The sequence below is a fragment of the Neorhizobium alkalisoli genome (assembly GCF_007829835.1).
Classification (GTDB): Bacteria; Pseudomonadota; Alphaproteobacteria; order Rhizobiales; family Rhizobiaceae; genus Neorhizobium.
In genome coordinates this window covers 774,465-797,650 of sequence record NZ_VIWP01000002.1, presented here as the reverse complement: position 1 = coordinate 797,650, position 23,186 = coordinate 774,465, and the positions used below count along the sequence as shown (strand labels likewise).

At 54.8% G+C, this 23,186-nt stretch carries 19 protein-coding genes and 1 pseudogene; 11 read left to right on the top strand and 9 right to left on the bottom strand.

Translation table 11 applies throughout. From position 1 onward, the window contains the following. Window positions 1-70: 70 nt before the first annotated feature. Window positions 71-268 (bottom strand): annotated as a pseudogene (locus tag FHW37_RS09690) (IS5/IS1182 family transposase); the annotation flags it as partial. A 129-nt stretch (window positions 269-397) separates the two neighbouring features. On the opposite strand from FHW37_RS09690, the gene FHW37_RS09685 reads away from it, so the two are divergent. Further along, window positions 398-754, top strand: coding sequence for a hypothetical protein (locus FHW37_RS09685; protein ID WP_145635443.1), 357 nt, complete (start codon window positions 398-400; stop codon window positions 752-754). Window positions 755-795: 41 nt separating this feature from the next. Here the strand turns inward: FHW37_RS09685 and FHW37_RS09680 are convergent, their stop codons facing one another. Genes FHW37_RS09680 through FHW37_RS09670 form a run of 3 tightly spaced genes read right to left on the bottom strand, consistent with a single transcriptional unit; the run spans window position 796 to window position 5,641 of the window. Then, window positions 796-2,472, bottom strand: coding sequence for an AMP-binding protein (locus FHW37_RS09680; RefSeq protein ID WP_145635441.1), 1,677 nt, complete (start codon window positions 2,470-2,472; stop codon window positions 796-798). Next, window positions 2,469-3,545 carry an SDR family NAD(P)-dependent oxidoreductase gene (locus FHW37_RS09675; RefSeq protein ID WP_145635439.1) on the bottom strand — a complete coding sequence of 359 codons (1,077 nt, stop codon included), beginning with the start codon at window positions 3,543-3,545 and terminating at the stop codon, window positions 2,469-2,471. Before FHW37_RS09675 ends, FHW37_RS09680 begins: the two co-directional genes overlap by 4 nt. A gap of 2 nt (window positions 3,546-3,547) precedes the next feature. Next, window positions 3,548-5,641: a glycosyltransferase family protein gene (locus FHW37_RS09670; RefSeq protein WP_145635437.1), complete on the bottom strand. Its 2,094-nt coding sequence runs from the start codon at window positions 5,639-5,641 to the stop codon at window positions 3,548-3,550. Between the two features lie 399 nt (window positions 5,642-6,040). Here FHW37_RS09670 and FHW37_RS09665 point away from each other — a divergent pair, with 399 nt between their 5' ends. From FHW37_RS09665 to FHW37_RS09640, 6 genes are all read left to right on the top strand, one after another. Next, complete coding sequence (locus FHW37_RS09665; RefSeq protein WP_145635435.1) at window positions 6,041-7,099, top strand: WcbI family polysaccharide biosynthesis putative acetyltransferase; 1,059 nt, start codon at window positions 6,041-6,043, stop codon at window positions 7,097-7,099. Window positions 7,100-7,145: 46 nt separating this feature from the next. After that, a complete protein-coding gene (locus FHW37_RS09660) occupies window positions 7,146-7,403 on the top strand; it encodes an acyl carrier protein (RefSeq protein WP_145635433.1) in 258 nt (85 codons plus the stop codon). Next, window positions 7,400-8,617 carry a glycosyltransferase family 4 protein gene (locus FHW37_RS09655; protein ID WP_145635430.1) on the top strand — a complete coding sequence of 406 codons (1,218 nt, stop codon included), beginning with the start codon at window positions 7,400-7,402 and terminating at the stop codon, window positions 8,615-8,617. Before FHW37_RS09660 ends, FHW37_RS09655 begins: the two co-directional genes overlap by 4 nt. Further along, on the top strand, window positions 8,614-9,741 hold the full coding sequence (locus FHW37_RS09650; RefSeq protein ID WP_145635428.1) for a hypothetical protein: 1,128 nt from the start codon (window positions 8,614-8,616) through the stop codon (window positions 9,739-9,741). Before FHW37_RS09655 ends, FHW37_RS09650 begins: the two co-directional genes overlap by 4 nt. 716 nt (window positions 9,742-10,457) lie before the next feature. Next, window positions 10,458-11,552 carry a hypothetical protein gene (locus tag FHW37_RS09645; protein ID WP_145635426.1) on the top strand — a complete coding sequence of 365 codons (1,095 nt, stop codon included), beginning with the start codon at window positions 10,458-10,460 and terminating at the stop codon, window positions 11,550-11,552. A gap of 162 nt (window positions 11,553-11,714) precedes the next feature. Continuing rightward, window positions 11,715-11,960: a hypothetical protein gene (locus FHW37_RS09640; RefSeq protein WP_145635424.1), complete on the top strand. Its 246-nt coding sequence runs from the start codon at window positions 11,715-11,717 to the stop codon at window positions 11,958-11,960. A gap of 135 nt (window positions 11,961-12,095) precedes the next feature. On the opposite strand, the gene FHW37_RS09635 is transcribed toward FHW37_RS09640, so the two are convergent. The 4 genes from FHW37_RS09635 to FHW37_RS09620 all read right to left on the bottom strand — a co-directional run bounded on the left by FHW37_RS09635 (window position 12,096) and on the right by FHW37_RS09620 (window position 16,232). Continuing rightward, window positions 12,096-12,845 (bottom strand): hypothetical protein, encoded by a 750-nt coding sequence (locus FHW37_RS09635; protein WP_145635423.1) that lies wholly within the window; start codon window positions 12,843-12,845, stop codon window positions 12,096-12,098. Further along, complete coding sequence (locus FHW37_RS09630; protein WP_246690718.1) at window positions 12,842-14,167, bottom strand: glycosyltransferase family 4 protein; 1,326 nt, start codon at window positions 14,165-14,167, stop codon at window positions 12,842-12,844. The genes FHW37_RS09635 and FHW37_RS09630 overlap by 4 nt, the downstream gene beginning before the upstream one ends. Window positions 14,168-14,315: 148 nt before the next feature. Beyond that, entirely contained in the window at window positions 14,316-15,029 is a 714-nt protein-coding gene (locus FHW37_RS09625) for a hypothetical protein (protein WP_145635421.1), read from the bottom strand. Window positions 15,030-15,047: 18 nt separating this feature from the next. Further along, complete coding sequence (locus tag FHW37_RS09620; RefSeq protein WP_145635420.1) at window positions 15,048-16,232, bottom strand: glycosyltransferase; 1,185 nt, start codon at window positions 16,230-16,232, stop codon at window positions 15,048-15,050. A gap of 429 nt (window positions 16,233-16,661) precedes the next feature. Between FHW37_RS09620 and FHW37_RS09615 the strand changes: the two genes are divergently transcribed. From FHW37_RS09615 to FHW37_RS09600, 4 genes are all read left to right on the top strand, one after another. Then, entirely contained in the window at window positions 16,662-17,501 is an 840-nt protein-coding gene (locus tag FHW37_RS09615; RefSeq protein ID WP_186458200.1) for a polysaccharide pyruvyl transferase family protein, read from the top strand. Beyond that, the gene (locus FHW37_RS09610) at window positions 17,473-18,555 is read left to right on the top strand and encodes a polysaccharide pyruvyl transferase family protein (RefSeq protein WP_246690717.1); all 1,083 of its coding nucleotides are present in this window, start codon (window positions 17,473-17,475) and stop codon (window positions 18,553-18,555) included. Before FHW37_RS09615 ends, FHW37_RS09610 begins: the two co-directional genes overlap by 29 nt. Window positions 18,556-18,707: 152 nt before the next feature. Beyond that, entirely contained in the window at window positions 18,708-19,868 is a 1,161-nt protein-coding gene (locus FHW37_RS09605) for a polysaccharide biosynthesis/export family protein (protein WP_145635415.1), read from the top strand. Window positions 19,869-20,009: 141 nt separating this feature from the next. Next, on the top strand, window positions 20,010-21,290 hold the full coding sequence (locus FHW37_RS09600; protein ID WP_145635413.1) for a hypothetical protein: 1,281 nt from the start codon (window positions 20,010-20,012) through the stop codon (window positions 21,288-21,290). A 428-nt stretch (window positions 21,291-21,718) separates the two neighbouring features. Here the strand turns inward: FHW37_RS09600 and FHW37_RS09595 are convergent, their stop codons facing one another. Further along, window positions 21,719-23,146, bottom strand: a complete 1,428-nt coding sequence (locus tag FHW37_RS09595) for a mannose-1-phosphate guanylyltransferase/mannose-6-phosphate isomerase (protein WP_145635411.1) — start codon at window positions 23,144-23,146, stop codon at window positions 21,719-21,721. Window positions 23,147-23,186 lie beyond the last annotated feature (40 nt).

Here is a 23,186-nt window from a genome sequence, read left to right as displayed (position 1 = left end):
CACATCCACTACATCATGGCCAAAGAATCCCGACGAGAAGCTAGGTTTCGGACTCATTAGCTGATGCGATTCATATCCCCGTATCGGCCAGCTTAACAGCTGCGAGTTGGTTATCTGCGCGACGATTATATTGTTTGGCGGAACTATACATCTGCTTGAAGCAATTGAAGAACCGCTCCGCGAGATTACGTTGACGATAGACCTAGCGGCAGAAGCTGAAACACTGCTTGCGATTGGCTTTCGCAGGGATGTTTGCCCAGCATTTCTGTCACTTGCGAAATTGCTAATTATGTCGGTATCATATGCTTTGGCAGCACTATTCGGAGAAGTTTAATGGCCCCTGGAACAAATACGCGCTGCGAAAGCTCTATGACGCGTTCGCGCCTTTGCCAACGCAGTGGCGAGAGCAAAAACAAGGGTTCCGCTGGCCAAACGTTATTTTTTTCGAGAGAACAAGACGTCTGTTCTGGAATTGATTGCCGGTTCGCAGGTCTTGAAGGACCACATCGATGTCAATTTGTTTCTGGACGAAGCCGCTGTCAACGATAAGGTCGCGTTCACTGATTTTACGGCGCGCCTTGTTGCATTGCGGGCCTCGAGCAAGTGCACTGACCGCGGTCGAGCCGATGGTCGGCATGCGATCCTGATGAAGCAAAGCAATTCAAGCAAAAATGCATGGCAGTTCCGCGCCCGGAACTGCCTAGAATGGATGAGTGAGAGCGAAGTCGCCTTGCATTGCGCTGAAACACCATGAAAGGCTCAATGTCGGTTCCTCGTGAACCGGCTTGCGCGGGATCAAGCGATGTTCTGAGTGGCCAGATATCGATTGAGATTTTCCTTACGACTGATCTTACCACTCGTGGTTTTCACCAGCCAACCCGGTTCAACAAGAACAACCTTTTGCAATGTCAGTTCGAGGCGGCTGAACACCGTGCTCTTGATTGAAGACTGCAAGTTCAGGCGCGCCTGTTTGTCGGTGATCTCTGTTTCGGCGACGACGATCGCAACTTCGCTTTGGGTGCGGGGCTCGAATACGGCAAAGGCGACGTTGCGGCCGCGTTTTAGGTTTTCTACGCTGTTGACGGCTTCCTCGATGTCATTCGCATAGTAGTTCCTGCCGTTGACGATCAGCATTTCCTTGGCACGGCCGCAGATATAGAGTTCGCCCTCATGGAAGAAGCCAATATCACCGGTACTGTAAAACTCTCCGTCCATGGCCGAGTCTGTCGCCGCTGCATTCAGATAGTAGCCGTCGAACAAAAAGGTTCCGGCGATTTGAATCTCGCCGCTTCTATGGGAGTTAGCCTGATCGTACTCGTATCCTGCCTGCGTTTTCAGCCGCAGCTTCAATCCGTTTATGGCTGGACCATTGGATAGGAAGGTTGCGGCATGCTCCGAGTTGGAGTCTAGGAGCGCAATTTTCTCCTCCGTCTCCAGCAAGTGCCGGTCGATATGCAGAATCCGCGGAGTCGTTTCCGTCGAGGACTGGGTCACCGCGAACACCGTCTCGGCCATGGCATAACATGTCCTGAGCGCCTCATTCCGAAGGCCGCAGTTCGCGAAAGTAGAGTAAAAGCGTTCGAAGGTTTCGGCTTTGCACGGCTCGGAGCAGCTGATGAGGCCTTTCAACGAGGATAAATCGGGAAGCTTTTCGTTCTTGGGCCGCCAAGTCTGGGCAATGAGGTTAAAGGCAAAGTTCGGCATCCAGGTGAAGTTGCCGCCGTATGTCTCTATCGCCTCAAGAAGACTTGCAGGCCGCGAGACCCATTCGAATGCATCTATCGACACGAGACGTGCACCAACGGTTATCGGAGTTATCATGCAGGCGATTAGCCCCATGTCGTGATAGAGCGGCAGCCAACTGACGATCGTGTCTCGTGGTCCCAATCCTATGGCTGCCGAGTAGCTTTGGATCTGGGTGGCAATCTTGCCATAGCTTAGCATCACCCCTTTTTTAAGCCCGGTCGTGCCGGAGCTATGCTGGAGGAAGGCAATATCGTCATAACCTTCACGGCCAGACGGTTCAGCCGCCGTTGATATATCGAGATCCGCTATGTCTATGATACTGACATTGAGATCGCCGCACGCCGCACGTATCGCGCCGATGTTTTCCGAATAGGTAATGATCGCGTCGGGTTGGACGAGCTTGAATAGCTCTTCATGCGCCGCCCAGTAGAGATCCGCGTCCTGCTTTGGCGTAGGGAAGGGCAAGAAGGATGGGATCGCACCGTGATACATTGCACCAACGAACGAGAAGTAAAGTTCTGCGCAGTGCCGCAAGACTATGAATACCACTCGGCCCGGCCTGATGCCCGCTTTGTGATAGGAATTGGCAAACCGGAGCGATTGAACGCGAAAGTCTGAGAAGCTGTAATCTACACGACTTTCACCCTTGATCAGTGTCAGGAACGGTTCGTTGCTTCGATCTCTCGCATGCGTATCGAGCGCGCTCAGAATGCGTTCGCAGTTCATTTCTTTATGCTCTCTGCAGCCCAAGTGAACAGTCGCCGTGCGCCTTCTTCGAAGGAGATCTTGGGTGACCAGTCCAGAAGCGAATGTGTGTAGCTGATGTCTGCCATCGCGTGGCGTATATCGCCAGGGCGGAACTCTCCGGATATGCTCGGCGCAAAGTCATGCTTTCCGGCCAATTTCGCAAGCGTCACTGCTGCATCGTAAATCCTGGTGGATACTGCCGCACCGACATCCATCGGACGCCTCGGCACGACCGCCGACATTGCACCGAGCATCATCGCCTCAACCACATCATCGACATAGACGAAGTCACGCGAGATTTCTCCGTCTTCGAAAATCGCGATAGGCAAGCCATTTAATAGTCGCGCAATGAAGATCGATAACACGCCTGTATAGGGGTTGATCAGCGATTGGCCGGCGCCATAGACATTCTGGAAGCGATAAACAAGCAACCGCGTTGAGGTTAACGACAGTGCATTATCAACCAGATTCTCCTGCATCAGCTTGGTACTGGCATAAATCGACAGAGGGTCCGGTTGAGTGGTGACCGATGCCGACGGTACTTCGGTCAATGCGCTTCCGTCTCGACCATAAACCTGGAAGCGCCCGGCTGACATGTCTGTCCCGAACCGCCTTGCTTGAGAAACGTGCTGCCCAGTCGAGTCGACATATGCCCCTTCGCCATAAACTGCCCGAGACGAAGTGAGCAAGAACCAGTCGAGTTGTCTCGGCAATGCCCGGATCGCCTCGAGCAAATATGCCGTTCCCGAAACATTGACCTCTACATAACGCGAGATTTCATCATAAGACTGGCCAGTTCCGGTTTCCGAAACCAGATGGGCCACAGCCGTCGGCGCGAAATTGGCAACTATCGCCTTTAATTGCGTGGCGTCACGGATATCGGCATTCACGAACTCGACTTTTGGGCCGAACGTCGGGGGAATCGCATCTTTCCCGTGAACTTGCGGGTGCAAGTTGTCGTATATGAGGATCTTATCTGCACCACGTGCTTCAAGTTGGCGCACAAAGCGCGAGCCGATGAAGCCAGCGCCTCCGGTAACGAGAACACGCATATTTAAACACTCCCTCTAATGGCGGTGATCATCCGCTCGTATAGCCGGTTATCCACGCCATCGACGAACTCTCTTTCGGCGGTAAGATGCTCGTCAAATCGGCAGATTTCGCGCCAGAGATAGCCATTTCGAGACTGATTGCTGTGGTTGTCGAGGCAATAACGGAAGGCTTTCGCTCCATGCTCGCGAGCAAGCCCCCGGTGGTCAATATAGAACTGGATAGCTTGCCGCCAGTCTGCCGCGGTCCGGGCGATGACGCCCGCACCCGATTTTCGGATGTCGCGCTCGAACTCGAAAAGATTCGATGCAATGACCGGTACGCCAGCTGCACCAGCCTCCATAAACTTAAGCGACGACTTTGCAAGGTTGAAACGAGTGCGCTCCAATGGCACGAGCAGGACATCGTGCTGTGCCACGATCTTTAACATTTCCTCCCGTGTCACAGCTGGCAATCTGTTGACGTTGGGCAGATGGTCAAGACCGGTGTCCCGGAGCTCGCCGAGGATCGTTAAGGTGATATTGGGGTTGCTGAGCAAGGTCTCAGCCACCACATCTTTGATCAACCTGAAATCCATCTCATGTGTCGGAGTGCCCGACATGAAAAGCATCTTGAAGCCTTCCTGCACTCCATCCTGAGCGAGCCGCAGAGCGCCGTCGATAAACGATCGATCGTCAAGGGCGTTCCGTGAAAGGATAGCGGGCATGCCCAGGGAGGCGAGCTCCCGCTGGAGGAATGGTGTCGAACAGATCACGCCCTGGCAGAGCAGCAGCATATCCAGTCGGCGTTGGAGGCTGTCACGATAGTTTTCATCATTGAAGCTGTAAGTCCCTGAGCGAATTACCCCCATTTCAGCTCGCAGCCACGGCTTGAACATCAAGTCATCGACGTCGTACAACACCAGCCGGTTGTATCGACGCGCCTGCTTGACAAGATTGACCATCGCATCACTGTACGGGACACGCTGAAGGAGGATGAGATCATACTGCCCTAGATCCAAGCTGTTTTCTGCAACTTGGCTGATGGCATCTTCCTCCTCCATGATAGTCACTTCGACGCCGCTCGCTCTTAGCTGCTGAGCGGGCAGTTCCGCGCGGTAGATGCGAGATCCGTCTGATGCCAACCTTGCATTGGGGATGAAAAGCGCCCGGGGATGAGCCGTTCCTGTCCAGTGGAGTGGCCGGCGCGTTGAAGGCTTGCCGCGGAATCGAATGGCGAAATCATTAATGCTGTCATACCGGACCGATAGCGGGATGCTTAGAGCGAAACCGCTTCCACTTGGCAGTCGATCACTGTTTTCACGATCAGGTTTCTGCTTGACGCATAAGCCAGAAACTACTGGCTTTTTTCCGACAAGGATTTCTACTTCAGTGACTTTTGCAGATGGATCAAGGGCAGCGCCTGTCACGAAACCGTTCCGAACCAGCGACAGCGCCATGCCTGCGCCAGCGATCGGGAAGTCGAAATGGACTGCGCTAATCGGCGCATCTTTTTCGGGCAGCGGTAATCTGCCTTCGGCATGGCCGTATTCTACATAATGCGTCAGAGGGTTGATGCCGGCGGCACGAATATCCGGATACTGGTTCAGATAAAACGCAAGACTGAATTGCTCTGACGGGGATCGTCCCTCGCGCCATCCGAATTGCATGAAGTGCTCGAACGGATCCATGTTCGATGCCTTCACGTCGGGATTTTTCAAGAGATAGTAAGTGCTGTCGAAAAGTTGACGCTCGGTCAGTGAAGCGCTGTCCTCGTATGCATCACGCGCCCCCGCCCGGTCAGTTCGTGGTAGGGGTTTGCGCCCCTCATTTATTCCGTATTCAGCGTAGTGAAACAGCGGGTTGATGTTGGCTTCAAGCACATCCGGGTATTCACTGAGATAGAAAGCAACATCGAAATGCTTGGATGGAGCGCGGCCTTCTCGCCATCCGATTTCCACGAAATGTGAAAAAGCATCGAGCCCGGCAGCTTTAACATCGGGATTCGCGTCCAGGTAGTATTCTTCGTCGAACAGTTCCAACCCTTGCGACCCAAAGTTCGTAACTTGAGCTTTCAGAAATGCAATTTCATCTTCTTTGTTTTTGTCTGGTGATTCCACAACAAAAGCTCTCTTAAGTATTATCGGTAAATGTGTGCCGTTTGCCGGAGCAAGCGCGAAGGGCAAGTCAGAAATATCGACGATGTCGCGGCGTATATCAATTTCCCGCCGATGGTGCCAGTCCTGCGGATACCTGAATGGTATGTTTTCCCGGTATCGTGAGGTAGGCGCCTATTGAATTGGCCAAGGCCTTCGTATAGTCCGACGAAAACAGCGATGAGCACGATTAAGTAAGGGCTCTACTGGCGAAGATCACGGATTGCCGGGCCCCCAAAGGGCGACTGTGCACCCAAAGATGATAGGAAAGCATATGAAACGGAACGAAAATTCCTGCTTCTTAGATCTTCCGGTGTTACTTGTGGCTTGTCCTGCGACACGCAATTTTGCGGTTTCTTGGGCGTGAGCGCGGTTTTCGCCGGTGAGCCCGACTCAGATATCAGGGCAATTCTCGACAGTGCGCAGCGGGGCGAATTGGGCGCGGCTATCGCCGCGGTAAAGACGTATGTCGCAGCGATGCCGAACGATGTGAACGGATACCTAGCGTATTCGCAGCTTCTGACTCGGGCATACCAGCACGACCAATCGGCTGCGGCCATGCAGCGTGCTGTATCGGCCGCCGGAGGCCCTGAAGCGTTTAAGAAGGCTATAGACCGTAAAGTTGTGCTGATCGTGTCCAATTGTCACGGTAAGGTGCTGTATGCCAGCTTCCATCCCATGGCACAATTCGCTGAGCGCTTCCTGTTTATCGGCTACTATAACGTCGCTATAAATGCTATTCCAAAGGAAATCCTTGCTCTCGCCGACGTAATGATACTGCAGCAGACATCATGGAATGATGCGACGCGCAAGCAGTTTGAGGAAAGCTTACGGCCTGGCGTAGAGGTCATTCGCTTTCCGGCGGCAACGATGCTTAGCCTCTGGCCTTATTACGTTCAGGCGCCGTCAAAACGAGACGAAAGTGGGCGAGCCATATACCGATACGCTTATGGGGATCGGTTCATCGACTCGCGAGTTCGAGACGGTTGGAAGCCGGAGGCAATTCTTGAAGCTTATCAGGATCTCGATTTGCCGAGCGAAGTGCAGCTTGAGCGCGTAATCGAGGCGGAAAGCCGCAAGGAGTTCGCCAAAGAAGCGAATTCCGATATAAAAATTAGGGGTTATATTGAGGAGAATTTTCGACGATTTCCCATGTTTCACACTCCCAACCATCCAAGTAGGAGGGTGATGAACGTTCAGGCGGTTCAGGTCGCTGAGCGACTTCAGGTGCCTATTGCCTTGGATCAGCTTTCTTCTGAGGAGTATCCGGAAACGAGCTCCACCGAACATCCGATCCATCCGCGTCTGGTTGATTATTTAAGGCTAGGATATAGAGGGGCGTTCGATACATTCCGTATGTCGCGCTCGGTGCCTCTCACTTTTGAGCAGTTTGTGCCCTTGTATATTGCAGGGAAGATTTGATCCGCAGTGGCGCCGTTGAGCGACCGTGGCGAAGGGGTGTGTGGATATGGTAGTATTTAATGATTTACGCCGGCTTATCGCAGATTTTTTTGGCGTGGAAGCTGAAGATATCACGGCTGAAAGCACAGCGAACGATATTGATGGGTGGGATTCGATCGGCCACACTATGTTAATCATCGAGATCGAGCGGACTTTCGGCGTTAGCTTGGAAGGGCATGATACCCAGGCGCTTGACAATGTAGGTGGGCTGTTGGCGCTGATCTTGCAACAGAAGGCTACGAGTGGCGGAGTAGCACGGTCTTGAATACATGGAAGCCGGATTTTGTTGGAGGAAATCCCATCCGGACAAACAGTTCCGGCGAACTGAACGATATACTGCTAAGAGCAATGGTGCCCGAGCTTTCTGGCCGGACCGCTGCTGAAACGCGGGTACTGGTATTTAGCAGCAACGTTGATGCAACGGTGGAAATCAGTTTTCTGGCTCCCGCCAGATCGGCTCCCGAAGGTATTTGTCTCGCAGTGATAGATGATGCGCGTATGCGCTCTCTAGGGTCGAGGGGGCTTGAGGCATTATTCGGTGCAATGGCACCGACCCATGTTGTATTCTGTCGTTACTGGGGAGGAAATTTTTCCGCTATCGTTGATTTGGCGAAAAGTGTCAGCGCAGCGACACTGACATTCCTCGACGACAATTTGCTTTCTGTTCCACCGGAAACGGGCACAAATGTTTACGCTTTTTTCCAAGATAAGCGGCGACGGCAGGTCTTGGAGCAGACAATTAGGGACGTGGACCTTTTCGTGCCATCGACGCCTGCTCTTTCCGAAGATCTTTCTGTCTACCGTACTGGAGAGGTTGCTGATTGGGGCATCTACAGAAGTGCTGATCCAGCCGAATTTCGGCAGGGGGATCTTCCCGAGCCGCGGCCGGTAATCGGCTACATGGCGTCGGAAAGCCATGCCGCGGACCTTGAGAGTTATGTTCCCGCCCTTGTGAAACTCCTCGCCACGCGCCCTGAGCTGCGGATGGAATTCTTTGGAACGATCCGGCCGCCTGAGGCACTGGGTGTGTTTGGGAATCGTGTTGTCACGCGGGGCAAGGCCAACTCATATGCAGATTTCATGCGGCGCCTTAAACGTCTTCGCTGGATGGTCGGGTTGGCGCCCCTTGCGGACACACCATTCAACAGGACGAAGGCTTGCACAAAGTGGGTTGAATACACGTTGGCTGACATTCCAACGATTGCAAATTCGCAAGCCGTTTATGGGCGGGCGGCGGACCGTGGCGCGATCGCTATGGCAAGCTCGGAGACATTCTTTGAGAGTCTCACGGCCATCATAGACGATCGGGACTTGCGCAATAGTCTTTTGACGGCGTCGCGAGAGCTTATATCGTCGGATTACAGGTTGGATTCGCACCTATCGCAGCTAAAACAAACACTTGAGCAAGCGACCCGAATCCTTGGGGAGCGACTGTCAGACCGAGGAACGACGGTTGGTATGGAGGCGGCCGCGAAATGAAGGGGTATTTAAACGTTTCGGCACCGCGCGAACAGCGCCGCCCTATGATCGGCGTGATGCTTCCAGGTACCAACGCAGTTGAAATATTCGCCGCGACTGTAGAGATGGTAAAGGAGTTCGATTTCCTGATCTATCTGCCCAACATAGATGGAAAAGCGCGAGCTGCATTTGATCGTCTCGAAGCTCGCTTTACTACCGATATTTCTTTCTTCATCCTGAATGCTGCACAATTGGATGTCGTTCTGACATTCGGGTGCCTGCCACATGTTGCGCACGGCAATTTGTTGCTGCTGACTGCCTTGATGCGTGAAATTGGTGTCACGGTACTCGACATTCAGCACGGCCTCTACCAGTGGGGTATCAATTTTACAGATGACAGCCGAGAGCAGGGATATTCAGGCACGAGCGGCATAAGTATGCCCATCTCAACCTTGGCGGATCAGCAGATTACCTGGGCGGGTGTCAATGGCATAGGCTATCCGCGTTACAAGAGGGAACATTTAGCGCAGCCGCAGTCGCATGCGCCGATCCTTGTGGCAACGAATACCAACTGGCACATATATGGTGAAGAGGATCGCTATCGGTTTCGCCATATACTAAGGCAGTTGTTTTGCAGCTTGCCGCGTACGCGCTTTATCTGGAAGCCTCATCCTGCCGAGTGGTCTCCCACAAATCCTGTTCTACTTGAACTGATCAATGCAATCAGGGCGGAGCCGAAGGACTTCCCCAATGTTACGTTGGTCGGCGGTGGGCAGGGAGATCAATCTACGCTAACCGAACTTATAGGACGGTGCCGAGCAGGTATCGCAACAGTTGGAACAGCGGTTATCGACTTTGAAATGTTGCGAAAGCCTTGTGCAATTTTCGAATGCGGTGCCGTTTCCTCACTCAATGCCCATTTTGTGAGGAAGGACCAGTTCGGTAATCTCAAGCAGCTTTTAATTTGGCTGAAGGCTCTTGAGGAAGACACACCGCCACCGGTTACGGGTCAACTTGTGCCCTTCGATCAAACCGCTCTTGTCTCCTATATAAGCGAAGCGGTCAGCCGCACTTCTTCTCTTCGTGTTTCTAGCGAGCGTCTGCTGCCGATCTTAATGCGCTACCAGCGGCTGGCGTGCTGCTAGCGTCTCGGATATTCTGTCAAACGCACCGGACCGCAGCAGCTATTCCGAATAGACGTTATCATGAATCCCAATTTTGGCGCGATGCCGTCGCGCCATAGGCGCAAGATTCGGCGGTTGATCGGGTGCTGGATAACCTTTGCGTCTCATCCTTAAGCCTCGCGGCTGGTAAACGCCGGCGGCCGCGAGATTATTTTCGCGGTGGCTCCTTCTGGAATAGTCGCGAATGTAAATTCAGGCGTCTACGAGTCATGACGGGCCTGATCATGCGGTCTGAGGTTAGAGAAATACGGCGCATGCTGAGAGGCTGCAATTCGTGCGCTAGACTGTTTTTAAAAACGGCCGCCATCTGGCGGACCTTTTCGCGTCTATTGTATTCGGCGAGCATCCTCTCGCGCGCTTTCACCATCTGATGCAAGCCAAGGCCAATAAGGCACATCATTGAAACGACTAGCAAGCCGGGAACTATTTCGATTGGCGACAGCGATGCGGTCATAGTCTTTCGTGCCCGATTGGCGGGGGATGGTTCCCACGCGCATTACGTATTTTGCACAGGTGTTTTCGTCGGAACAAATTCATATTCTCGCCGCACGCATCGACAAGATTGCGCTAGGTCCGGTGCTTCTTTGAGAACCGGGTTCGCTGGTCTGGTCTTTGACGATTCCCTTCAACGGAGGAAGCACGTGCTCCTATCAAATTCAACTTGCAGGCGCCTCCTTGTGGCCGCCTTTTTCGCCGGATCGGCCTCAATTGGCCATGCGGCAGGCGGCTCGCTGGGGCCGATCTCGGATTTCATGACGATGGACGTCTGTACCCAGCCTGACGGTTCCATCGCGCCCGGAAAGATTCCCGGTACGCCCGACTGCAAGGCTCGCCGCGACATCCGCCCCGGTGAGCGCCCGCCTTATGTCGTCGGTAACTTCCCAGCACCGAAATCCGGCTGCGGTCAGGGTCCGGTGACGAAAATTAACGTCCCTGTCCAGAAGGGAAAGAACACACGCATAGTTTCTTCTACGATCCGTTCTGCTTGTGGCGAGCCGGTCGCTGCCGATGACGACGACGCTGATCGCAACGGTGCTTCGATTCAATGGTATGATGGCGGATACGGGTTCATTATGGGCAGTTACAGCCCGGTTGCGTTATCGAGCTTCGAGTCGGATCTTTGCGCGCAGAATCCCGAAAGCTCTCAGCGCTTCTTCCGTGGTTGGGTGATCGCGCCTTCTATTGTTCCGGCGCTTGGTACTGCTGGCTACGGCGTCTTCCCGAGCAAGCTGAATACCGGCGATCCGGCAAAACTCGCCACCGGCTGTGCACAGCGATACAATCGCGGCCTGACGACGTGGTTCACCACGAAATTCCAATACAAGTCAAACCTGAATCTCGTCTCGATCGTGTCCAGCCATTATTCGCGCAGTTCCAAGAGCGGTGAGACGCCAGGCGAGGCAATGCAGGTGGAGCAGACCTATTGGACTAGAGAGTTCGGCCTGTCGCGCTGGGAAAAATGGGCTCGTGAAGATTGGGTGCATCCGCGCTCTGGTCAGGCAGCACCCGCACTTGCAGCTCGCATCGCTGCTGCGGGCCGTTGTAGCCGCCCCGCACTTGATGGGGTTTCGTATAACGACAAGCTGCAAGTTTCTGCAACGTCGGGGGATCCCAAGGCCTATGCCCGGACCGTCCGCGACAGGGAAACCGGCCAGGATCACACTTGGTATATGACGCTCTGCGAGGATTATACCAATGCGGCCGTACCATCGACGTCTACCGACTACCTGAAGTTCGTCAACGGCCTCGCCGATGACCTCTATTGGAAATGAACCTTTCCGAATGAACATATCCCGCGCTGCCTTTCGAGGTGGCGCGCGGAGAAATTCCGGGGACATAGACGTTCGCTCGCCTTTCGAACGGCTGGAATAAACAAATGGTGAGCGAACAAAATCTCGCCATACGGCGTTGAGATCATCGGAAAGGCACACCACATGATGGACATGAGCAGCGTGTTTCTGATGTTTACAGGTTTTATTGTGGTCTTGACCATTGTCGCAGGCGTGATCGGACTTGCAATCTTCCGTCTCTCGCTTGCCTATCGTCAGCAATTTGCTGAGGAGCGGGCCCTTGAGCGGTCAATGGAAAAACATATGCAGATCGCGGCAAAGCGCGAACAGAGGCGGCAGAAGATCCGTGCAGAACGCCGTGCCGCGCGCTCGAGCATGGCGCACGCCTGATAGGACTTTGGGTCGACTAGCGGTTGATTAAGCGTAAGCTTACAAGGGCTTGTTTTAGCCTAATCCCCATTTAAAGGTGCCCCGCGGCATCATCCCGACAACTTGTGATTTTGACGGCTGCTGACGAACAAGGCGTCAGCCGCTCTTCTTCTCCGCTTCGATAAGCGTAAGCATCAGCGCGAGGAGTAGCGTGAGCGGGGTCGTCGGCGCGGATTCTGGTTTTGGACTATCACCCGTCCATGTTCCGACTTTGGCGACAGGCATGTCATCGAGATTATGGCCGCTGGCGCCGAGCGTCCACCAGCCGTTCGGCAAGACTTTTTGTACCACAAGCGCGGCCAGATCGAGCGAACGGGAAGGCGAGCCAGGTGGCAGTATATCTTCGGTTGATGGGTTCTTAGCAAAAACTGACGCGTAATAGAGGCGCCGGATCGAATCGTCGATGTCGTCATTGCCTTCGGTCGCACTCTTCAGCTTCTGGCGGATCTGGCGCAGTTCTCCGAGCAAGACCGGTTCGGTCGCATTGGCGCGTTCGATTTCCGCAGCCAGCAGCTCCGGTGTGCCATAGGCGCCCGGCACCATTTTCGACAGCGGTAGATCAACCGGTAGCTGGCTGTTGCGTATTACATTGGCAATGCCTTTGACGGCATCGCGAAAGATTTCCCGACGCAGCTCCGCTGGATCACTCGGCGCCGCTTCGATTACGGCGCAGAGTTCGAGAATAAGCTCGGATTCCCGTGTTTGTGGAGCCTGCGCCGCGTGGCGGCGGGCTGTGGACAGTAGGATCTCCAGCTGCGTGGATGCGACCTGATTGGCATTTTCAGTGATGGTCGATCCCCTTTTTCTGAACCCAAGAGCGTCTGTAATCTTGTTTATCGAGCTCATTTCAGTCGCTTGTAGAGGGCATCCAGTCTTTCAGAATAACGCTCTGGTGAAAAGACCTCGGCACGTTGCTTTCCGACGGTTTCGTAATGAGCAACCATGTCATCATCATTCTGCATGTCACGAATGCCTTGCGCAATCGCTCCGACATCATAGGGATCAACCAGATAGGCGCTATCGCCGGCCACTTCCGGGTTGGAGCCTTCTGTACCGGTTATCACAGCCGTGCCAAGCTGCATGGCTTCCAGGATAGGCAGCCCGAACCCTTCATAAAGCGAAGGAAATACGACGGCGCGGGCGCAGCGAATGATCGAGGTCAACAGGGCGAGCGGAAGATATTCAAGCCGGATGATCTGTTGCGCGCGTGATACAGCCGAGATCGACGGATCAGCAGCCTGCGTTTTGCTGCCGCCTCCTCCCCCCGATACTCCGAGAAGCCGAAGGTCGTTGGTGTCCTTCCAGGTCAACTGGCCGACGACGACTAGCGGATATTTCGACTGGCTGGCCAGATACGCCTCGATGATGCGGCTGACATTCTTTTTCGGCTCGATCGCGCCGAAAAAGAGGAAATATTTCTTTGGTTCCAGACCAAAGATCGCTTCGACCTCCTGAGCCACCTCGTCGAATGAGCGGGCAAGCAGAGCCGGCGGCAGACTGACTGACTGATAGGTATTTGTCACCCGCTCCTCGGGGACTTCCAGAAGGTCGACAATATCGCGCTTGGAGGCTTCCGACACTGTGACGATATGATCCGCGTGGCGGGCGATGTCGCGCGCAACGCGATAATATTCCTTCTTGTTGTCGAGCGTCGTGTAGGGCAGGCGGAGTGGCACAAGATCGTGGATCGTATAAATGTTCTGCGCCTTCTTGAGGCGGATCGGCAGCGGATAGGTCCAATGGGCGATGTCGGCCGGCTGTTCGTAGGAGGTTTCCATGAACCGCCCAAAGACGCGGAAATGCCAGCGGGAAAGCGAAAACAGGTTACGGTAGTTGAAGATGCGGTCATAGGGCGGCAGGACCCGCACGGGATTCTTGGCGATGACGCGGCCGGTGATCGGTACTTCTCGGGCCGTCAGACCGAGTGGCGATTTGAACATCGTCTTAACGACTTCAGAGGTCTTCAGTGACTTCGCCATGGGGTCGAAGAAGTTGACTTCGCTCATTAGAGCATGTTTGCCGGTCGAGGCGCGCACACCGTATAGAAGGTCAATCTTGTGGCCGAGCTTGGAAAGCTCCAGGCTGAGGTTGCGGGAATAGGTTGCTACGCCCGTGCCCTTTTCCAGCGCAAGATTGTAGCCATCGATCATGATACGTGTACTTGACATGGTATTCCCGTATGGAGAGCTGACGAGCGGCCGCTATGCCTGTGCAGAGCGCCTAATTGCGTGATCTTGACCTGATTTGCAACCGATGCAGTGGTCTTCGTCTGAATTTTGCGCCTCCCACCAGCAAAGATGGACGGGCTTCAACAGATCAGAGCTGCAGGACGTCACCGCCTGCGTCTGCATTCTCTGTGTAGCCATCTCCTTCTTTGAGCCTTGCCGGGCCGATGATTTCGACCGCTTCTTCGATCGTATCCACCTTCAGCAGACCCAGCCGGTCGATGATGTAGAAATCGTTGCAGTATTTGCGCAAGAGGCTAGGGGATGAACTGTAAATGACGAAGCCGGAGGTGGTCATCCTTTCGAGCACCAGTGCCTCGCAGCGGTCACGAAAAGTGTTCCGCCCTCCGATGATCGAATCATCGACGACGTAAATATCGAACGGGATCGCATAGCAGGACGCGAACATCAGCTTCGTTCGTTCATCTCGTGTATAGGTCTTCAGCGGTTTGTCGATCACTTTGCCGAGGTTGGTGAATTCAATGATGAATTTGATTATTGGCCGTGGATCGAATCCGAAGACGCGGCATAAGAAAACCAAGTTCTCGCGACCGGATAGCAAGCCGTTGAATATGCCACCTGATGCGACTGGAAACGAGACGAGCGAGGTCCTCTGCACTCGACCGATATCGGGGCGTAGTTTTCCGGTGGTCAACTGTGCCGCAGTAGTCTTGCCAGAGCCCGGGGGCGCCAAAATACCGGTTATCTTGTCCTGCTGGAACAGCGCGTCGGCACCATCGAAAACCTTTGTCTTCTTGGTCTTCTGGCGAAGTTGTTTATGAACGTTGCTGAAGGTTATCGACATTCTGGAACCAATCGACGATCAGAGGCTGCCGGCCGGCGAGGGCACGTGCTGTTTTCCGGTTTTAGACATTATAGACCGTTTCCAGCCGGGCCCGTCGAGTGGATCGAGAAAGATTGTGCCTGCCGGCGCGACTTCGCGAAACACCGGGATGTCGGAAACGATACATGGTAGATTCATCGCCGCAGCTTCCAGCAATGGGATGCCGAGACCTTCGACGAACGAGGGAAACAGAAGCGCCTCCGCCCTCATCATCAAAAGCTGCACCTCGGTATCGGAAAGAGAGCCGAATTCCGTGACCAGACCTTTGATGGCATCGCAGCGATCAAGCATATCCAGAACATTTTCATTCTCCCATCCCCGCTTGCCGATAATGCACAACCTCGGGGGGGCGTCACATTCCTCGGCAAGCTGCCGCCAGAGATTGAGAAGCAAAAGATGGTTTTTTCGGGGTTCGATCGTGCCGATGATGGTGAAGAACGGACGGGGATCTGCAAGATATGCCGAGACCAGAGGACGTGGTTCGCCAGACTTTATCGGCATCTGCGAAAGCTGCGGCTTGAGAACGGTGAAAGTCTCGACGGGCCATTTCTCCTTGGCCGCGAGTTTGCGCACGCGCATGTCGGTATCGTCGGAATTGGAGGCGATCACCAGAGGCGAATCAGTCAATTCGCGCAGATAACGTTCGAATGCGCCTCGCGTCTCCGGTCGCTGATATTCCGGCATTTCAAGTGGAATGATATCGTGCAGATAGACAAACCGCCGCATCCTTTGTTCCGGATCAAGGCGTTTTAATGCGCCTTCGACTTTGCCAAGACCCGAATGCGAGGCGACGACATAAGTCGTGTCGGCCGTCGCCAGCTTCCGCTGCTCGCTGCGAGTTAGTCCGCGCAAGATGGCATCTGCGGTAAAGCGTCGGCCTGAAAAAGGCGCCAGATCGCCGCTAGAGGGGTCGTTCCAACGTTTATCAAGATGCGCGAGCAGTGCGAGGCTGGCTGCTTGATCGACGATCGCCGGTCCCGCTGGGCCGGCATGCACGAAATGGCAGTGATCCGCGAATTGCCTCACAAGGTTGAACGCCAGTGCAAGGTCAATACGATCTACCCCTGTCGCAAAAGCATTGCTGCGGCATCTGAATAGGCGTGAAATATCGAATAGCACACGCGTTGTTTCAATCCGGGCAGGGGGCATCGATAGTATGAACATTGCTTTTTCTTTTGATGCGACCCAGTGGGCGCTCTCTCCTCGTGCAGCGTACTCATTTGGCGCGCATCGGAGCGGTCCGGCGCCACACACATATACGCATTCATCCGCTGATTGGGGAGATTGAATATCTGCGCTATTGTGATTTGCAGTGTCGTGTTATAGGCGGCATCCGATAATAGCTCTGCTGCGGCAAGCGTCGGTTCTGCAACGCTAGAATGGTATAAAATGTCAAATAGCTTGAAAGAGGTTGTTGCCTCGACTGGCACCATACCTCTGTCCTGGGTCGGTAAAACTGCCAAACAGGATTATCTGAACCTCGGAGATGCGCTGTCTCCGATCATCGTTTCGATGGTCTCCGGTCTGCCTGTCAAGCATGTTGCATCCAAGTCCGGCGAAACGCGGCTGGCGGCTGTCGGCACGATCGGTCACATGTTCGAAGGCGGTAGCGTGTCTTTCTGGGGTACTGGTACCTCGCCGCACACGAATCCGAGTCAGAGCGATGAGGCGAAGATTCCTTACACTCTTCCGCGTAACACGACGATGCATGTCCATGCGACGCGTGGGCCGTTCACGCGTGCGCTGCTGGCTCCGGATTCCGGCCCGGGCGTCTATGGCGATCCACTGTGGTTGCTGCCACGCTTCCACACTGCGCCTGTTGAAAAGCGTTATGAGCTCGGCGTCATTCTTCATCTTTCGGAATTGGCCGATCGTAGCTATTCGGCAAAGCCGCTACCTGATCATGTCCGTTATAATCTGTCGCCTGAGGATGCGGGTTCGATTAAGCTGATCAACACTGTCACCGCGCCGACGACCGCAGCGCTGCGTGAGCGGCTTGACGAGATTCTGGCCTGCAAGCGGATCGTTTCCACCAGCCTTCACGGTATGGTTTTTGCAGAGAGCTACGGAATTCCTTGCCTATATTTCTCGCCGCGCGCTTCCAGTGCAGGCCTCGGCCGCGTCGATTTCGAAACGCCTGACGCCATCGATCTCCGGTTCAACGACCTTTACCGCGGTCTGGGTCAGTCCTTCGTCGACGTCTGGTACCAGCCGCGTCGTCAAGAGACCGATTGGAACGCTTTGATCGAGACGATCGACCGTGTCTGGTATCCCAAGCAATTGGATGAAGATGCATTGATCGGGGCTTTCCCGATCCCGGCTAAGCCGCTTGCGAAAGGACCTACCGGAAGTGCTTTCGACCATTCGCTGATCGCCACGGGCACGAAGCCAAAAGCGTCGTTCCTTGGACAGCTTGTTTCGAAATTCCGGTAAGCGAGATACGATGCCTTTAGCTGCTGCCAAGCGATTGTTGAGCCGCAACAAGCGGTATCCGGCTTCCGGTGCGCTTGCGCGTGACGGAAAGAAGGGGGTCGAGAGCCTGCGGTTCTCGTGGGTCTGGACAACAGCGACCCACCCCGATGCCAATCTCGGCGATGCGCTAAGTGCAGTCATTGTTGCAGCGATCTGTCAGCTTCCGATCAGTCGTGCAGCTTTCAGCGCCGATAGTGAGCGTCTCGCGGCCGTCGGTACGATTGGTCATGCATTGCATTTCGGCAAGGTGCATTTGTGGGGTACCGGTTTCGATATGGGGCGCGACAAGACTGGCGCGTTGACGGGGTACAGCATACCGGATGATACCGAGATGGTGGTCCATGCAGTGCGTGGCCGCCGGACTGCTGCCGCATTGCGCCAGCGCGGCCTCGATGTCGGCGAAAATTACGGGGATCCGGTTTGGTTCCTTCCAAAGGTTTTTCCGGCCCGTGTAGAAAAGAAATGGGACCTTGGCGTCATTGTCCACATTTCTGAACTCGATAGGCCGACGGCCGATTCGCTCGTGCGCGCGACGATCGAACGGTATCGCATACCGCCGGAACTCGCCGACCGGGTGCATATAATCAACACCTATACGCCGGCGACGATCGACGGCCTGCGCGACAAGGTCGAAGAAATCGCAGCTTGCAGGCGGATTCTCTCAACGAGCCTGCATGGATTGGTGATTGCCGAAACCTACGGCATACCTTGCGCTTGGTTCGCCACTTATGCCGGCCCTTCAGGTCCGCTGGCGATCGAGGGCGAGCTTTCCATTGACCACCGTATGAAGGATTTTTACAGCGGCGTCGATCGAGATTACGTGCTGAGCTATTTGCAGCCGCTGGCGCAGCCAACCGACTGGGATGGTGCGATTCGTTTCATCGACGACAACTGGCGCTCGCTATCTTATACGGGAGAGAGCCTTTTTAGGGCTTTTCCGCTGCAGAAAAAGGTTCGTTTCGAGGATGCCGTCTGGATCATTCCGGAACAGGTCCTATCGAAGATACCGCTTTAGCATTGGCTGTTAAGTCACACCTTTTAAAAAGGAACTGGGTGCAAGATGGTTAACGCTCGCATTGGATGTTGAAGAACCGGACGGGCTGGTTTACTGATGCGGGCGCGCTGGTCTTTGGGGAGCTGGCGGAAATGGCGGAAAGTATAGAGTGAATGGCATCTCGTAACCTATTTTTGCTCGCCTCGGCCGTCGCCCTGTCTCTGACAACGACTTCCTGCACGATGATTCCAAGCTCCGGACCGAGTTCCGGCGCAATCGAGTCGGGCGGCAAGACAGTTGATACCCCCTATGTTCTCGTGAATATCACGCAGGCAGTAGCGGACATTCTGTCGGCCAGCCAGGACAAGCCGCTGTCGGTTGCTTTCGGTAATTCCCGAAAGTCCAGCACTGCGCTGATCGGTGTAGGCGACATCGTTACTGTTTCGATTTGGGAAGCGTCCGAGAATGGACTTTTTTCCTCTGGGGCACGCCAATCGGGCACGCAGATACCCGAGCAGCCGGTTTCAGAGCGGGGCATGATTGTCGTGCCTTATGCAGGTACCATTCAGGCCGCTGGCCGTAGCCCTCAGGAAGTTAAAGCGGTAATCGAGAAGGCGTTGGCCGGCATGGCCGTAGAGCCTCAGGTGCTCGTCAATGTCGTTAAGAACAACTCTAATACGGTTACAGTTACGGGTGAAGTCGCGCAAAGTGGTCGTATCCCGCTGACTGCCGGCGGCGAGCGCCTGATGGATGTTATTGCGACAGCCGGTGGTCCGCGCGTCGAGGCGCATCAGCTGGCAGTCCAGATTTCCCGAGGCTTGCGAACCGAGACCATGCCAATGGAAAAGTTGATCTCGGATCCGCGCGAGAACATCTTTGTCCAGCCTAATGACGTCGTCACTCTGATTCGTCAGCCCCGCAGCTTTACCGTCTTTGGCGCAGCAATGGCCAACGCTTCGATTCAGTTTGACGAATCGCAACTCTATCTCAATCAGGCGCTTGCGAAGGTCGGTGGCCTGAATGACGATCGTGCCAATGCCAAGGGCGTCTTCATCTATCGCCGCGAGCCAATTGAAGAAGTGCGCAAGCTGATTCCGTCCGCGCGCGCGATGCATTCCGACGGAACCGTCAACGTCATTTATCAGATTGACCTGAAGGATCCGAGCGGCTTCTTCTTGCTGAAGAGTTTCAAGATCAAAAATGGCGACCTGATCTATATCGCCAATTCGTCGTTGGCCGAGATTCGGAAGTTCTCGACGCTTATCGGCACCACGGTTGCGCCGGTTGTCCAGGGAGCATCTGTCGCCAACAGTGTCGGTGCTCTAGGAAACTAGCCTTTTTTGAGCCGAGATTGTTGATTATTGGATCGGCCTTCGGCTGATGCCGGTTGATTTGCGATTATGCAAATTCCTTTGGGCAGCGCAGCTTAGCTGTGTTAGTCTCTGAAAAATCGTGCTGTTTGCGAAGGGCGGGGAATGAAGTCAGAAGGCTCACTTGTACGGCGGCTTGACGAGGTTCGGCCTGGAAGCTCCGCATCTGTTGCTCGCTCGCAGCCGCCTGTTCCAAAAGCCCCGGATCAACGGACGCCTGTTGCTGTTCCGGCTAATAAGAAGAAGACGGTCGTCACCTATAAGGTTCACGGCGTCGTTTCCAAGAACGGGCTCCAGCAGTGGGGTAAATGGCTCTTCTTCTTCATCGCCGTCATTTTGCCAACGATTGCCGGCGGCATTTATTATGCGTTGTTCGCTTCGCCGCAATACGTATCGGAATTTCGCTTTTCGGTGCGGCCCAATATTTCGACGAGCTCGACCAGTGCCGCGGCAGTGGACACGATGCTGGCCATGTCCAACAGCTATATCGTCTCGGATTATGTCGCCAGCCGTGACGCTGTTTTGGCACTCGATAAGGCTGTTGATCTCAAGAAGCTGTATTCAACCGAGACGGCCGATTTCCTCAGCCGACTTGATCCGGATGCGTCTGTGGAGAGCATGATTTCCTATTGGAATTCACGTATCCATACGAGCTACGATATTACGACTGGGATTAATGTCGTTGAGGTGTCTGCATTTTCTCCACAGGACGCCCAGCGTATCGCTATGGCACTGAAGCTTTTGTGTGAAAAGTTGGTCAACCAGATATCCGACGATGCGCGCAAAAGTCAGATGGAGTTCGCGAAGACAGAACTCGATCGCTCCGAAGCCCGGCTCAAGGCGGTACGTGCCGAAGAAACGGAGATGCGGACAAACCAGAAGTCAATCGACACACGGAAAGAAGCCGATGGACGTATTCAGGTTAACGTGAAACTGCGTGGCGATCTGGCAGCCCTCCAGTCGCAATACGCTAGCTTGACAAGCTATATGGATCCAAAGTCTCCGCGACTGTCCGTGATGAAACAGCAGATTTCTGCGCTCCAGGATCAGATCGCGCAGATGCAAAACCAGGTTGGCAGCGACGGCAAATCCGATGATGCTGGTGGTGATACCCTGAACGCTCAGGCGTTGACGCGCTACGATCAGATCCAGACGGACGTTGAGATCACCTCAAAGCTCTACGAATCATCACTGACGAATTACGAGACGGCCCGTGCTCAGGCGAACAATAACCAGATTTATCTGGCAACTTATGTCCAGCCCGGGCTACCAGAGATCGCGACTTATCCACGCGCATTCTTTGAGACATTCCTGATTTTCCTCTCATCCTGCGGCATCTGGATCGTGTTGACGCTGGTTTATTACAGTATTCGCGATCACGTCTGAGGAATCTCAGAAGTTATGCAAAATCACTTCTGGCGCCAGTCAGGAGTGATTTTGCGTTTGGGGTCTTTTTTTGTGAGAATGGCGCTGATGTGTGCGCCCCCTTGTCTCGGCAACTCATGCGCTCCGCTCCATTAGCGAGACTTTATAGTGCCGCAGCTTCTCCACTGCGTGCCCAGAAAATGCCGATTAATACCTGACCTACTGGTGCCGAAACGCATTCCGTCATTTATGTGTGAGAGGCCGCCAGCGCTTGGTTTGCGCAATCCGGAGCCACCATGCGGGGTCAGCTAACCGATAATCAGCGCGGGGTTTGCGACCAACATCGCCAATTACTTCGGAGAACGTCGAGTTAGCTCTAGGCGATAAACAAAAGAAGCCCGCGACTGCGGGCTTCTCATAGCTGTACGGCCGATGCGGCCTACCTAGCCTCAGCCTCGACCAAACTCATCGACGATACGGATGATATCGTCTTCACCGAGATAGGAGCCGGTCTGCACTTCGATCATCTCGAGCAGGATTTTTCCCGGATTTGCGAGGCGATGGACTTCACCCTGGGGAATGTAGACGCTTTCGTTCTCGCGCACGGTCTGCACCTTGTCGCCGATCGTCACTTCGGCCGTGCCCTTGACGCAGATCCAGTGTTCCGAGCGGTGGTGGTGCTTCTGCAGCGACAGTTTTTTGCCCGGCGTCACGAACAGGCGCTTCACCTGGAAACGATCGCCGTTGAGGATTGAGGTGTAGCCGCCCCACGGACGATAGGAGGTCGGATGCGTTTGGGTCAGCGCTGCGGTCGACTTGGCGGCGGCAAGCTGCTTGACGATATTGCCGACATTCTGGCTCTCGTCGAGACGGCCGACATAGACCGCGTCCTCGCTGGCGATGACGGCGACGCCTTCAAGGCCCTGTACGGCGAGATGGCCGTGGCGCGACATGACGAGCGAGTTCTTCGTATTGACCAGTGTGGCATTGCCGGAGGTGACATTGCCGGCCTCATCCTGGTTGCCGAGCTTCCAGACCGCGTCCCAGCTGCCCATGTCCGACCAGACGAAGGAGGAGGGGACAACGGCGGCATTCGAGGTCTTTTCCATCAGCGCATAGTCGATGGAGATATCCGGGCTGGCGCCGAAGGAAGCCTCGTCAAGGCGGATGAAGTCCAGATCACCGCTGGCCTTCTCGACGGCTGCGGTCGCTGCCTCGGAAACGGCCGGTGCAAAGCGGGAAAGCTCCTCCAGAACCTGGCTCGCCTTGAACATGAAGATGCCGGAATTCCAGACATATCCACCGGAAGCAAGCATGGCCTCGGCCTTTTCGAGGGCCGGCTTCTCGACGAAACGCTTCACTGCATGGGCGCCGCCCGGCAGCTTGTCGCCGATCTCGATATAGCCATAACCGGTCGCGGGTTCGGTCGGGGTGATGCCAAAGGTCACGAGCTTTCCGGAGGCAGCTGTCTTGGCCGCGACCGTGATCGCTTCGAAGTAGTCCTGTTTGGCGACGATCTCGTGGTCGGAGGCAAGCAGTTGCAGGATGGCATCTTCGCCGAAACGGCCGGCGACAAAGGCAGCGGCAGCGGCCACGGCAGCGGCGGTATTGCGCGCCATTGGCTCCAGAAGAATCGTGGTCAGCGCCATGTCCATTTCGCGGGCCTGCTCGGCCGCTAGGAAGCGAAAATCCTCATTGGTGATGATGATCGGCGCTTCGTAGAGCTCGCTGTCGGAAACCCGCGACAGGGTCGACTGGAACAGGGTGCGATCGCCGACGAACTGGATGAACTGTTTTGGCGCGCTTGCCCGCGACAGGGGCCAGAGCCTTGTGCCCTTGCCGCCAGCCATGATCACGGGAATAATCTTGCCAACCATCTTTCTCTCCAGTCGTGCCTTGTGGTGTCGGTCGCTGTTC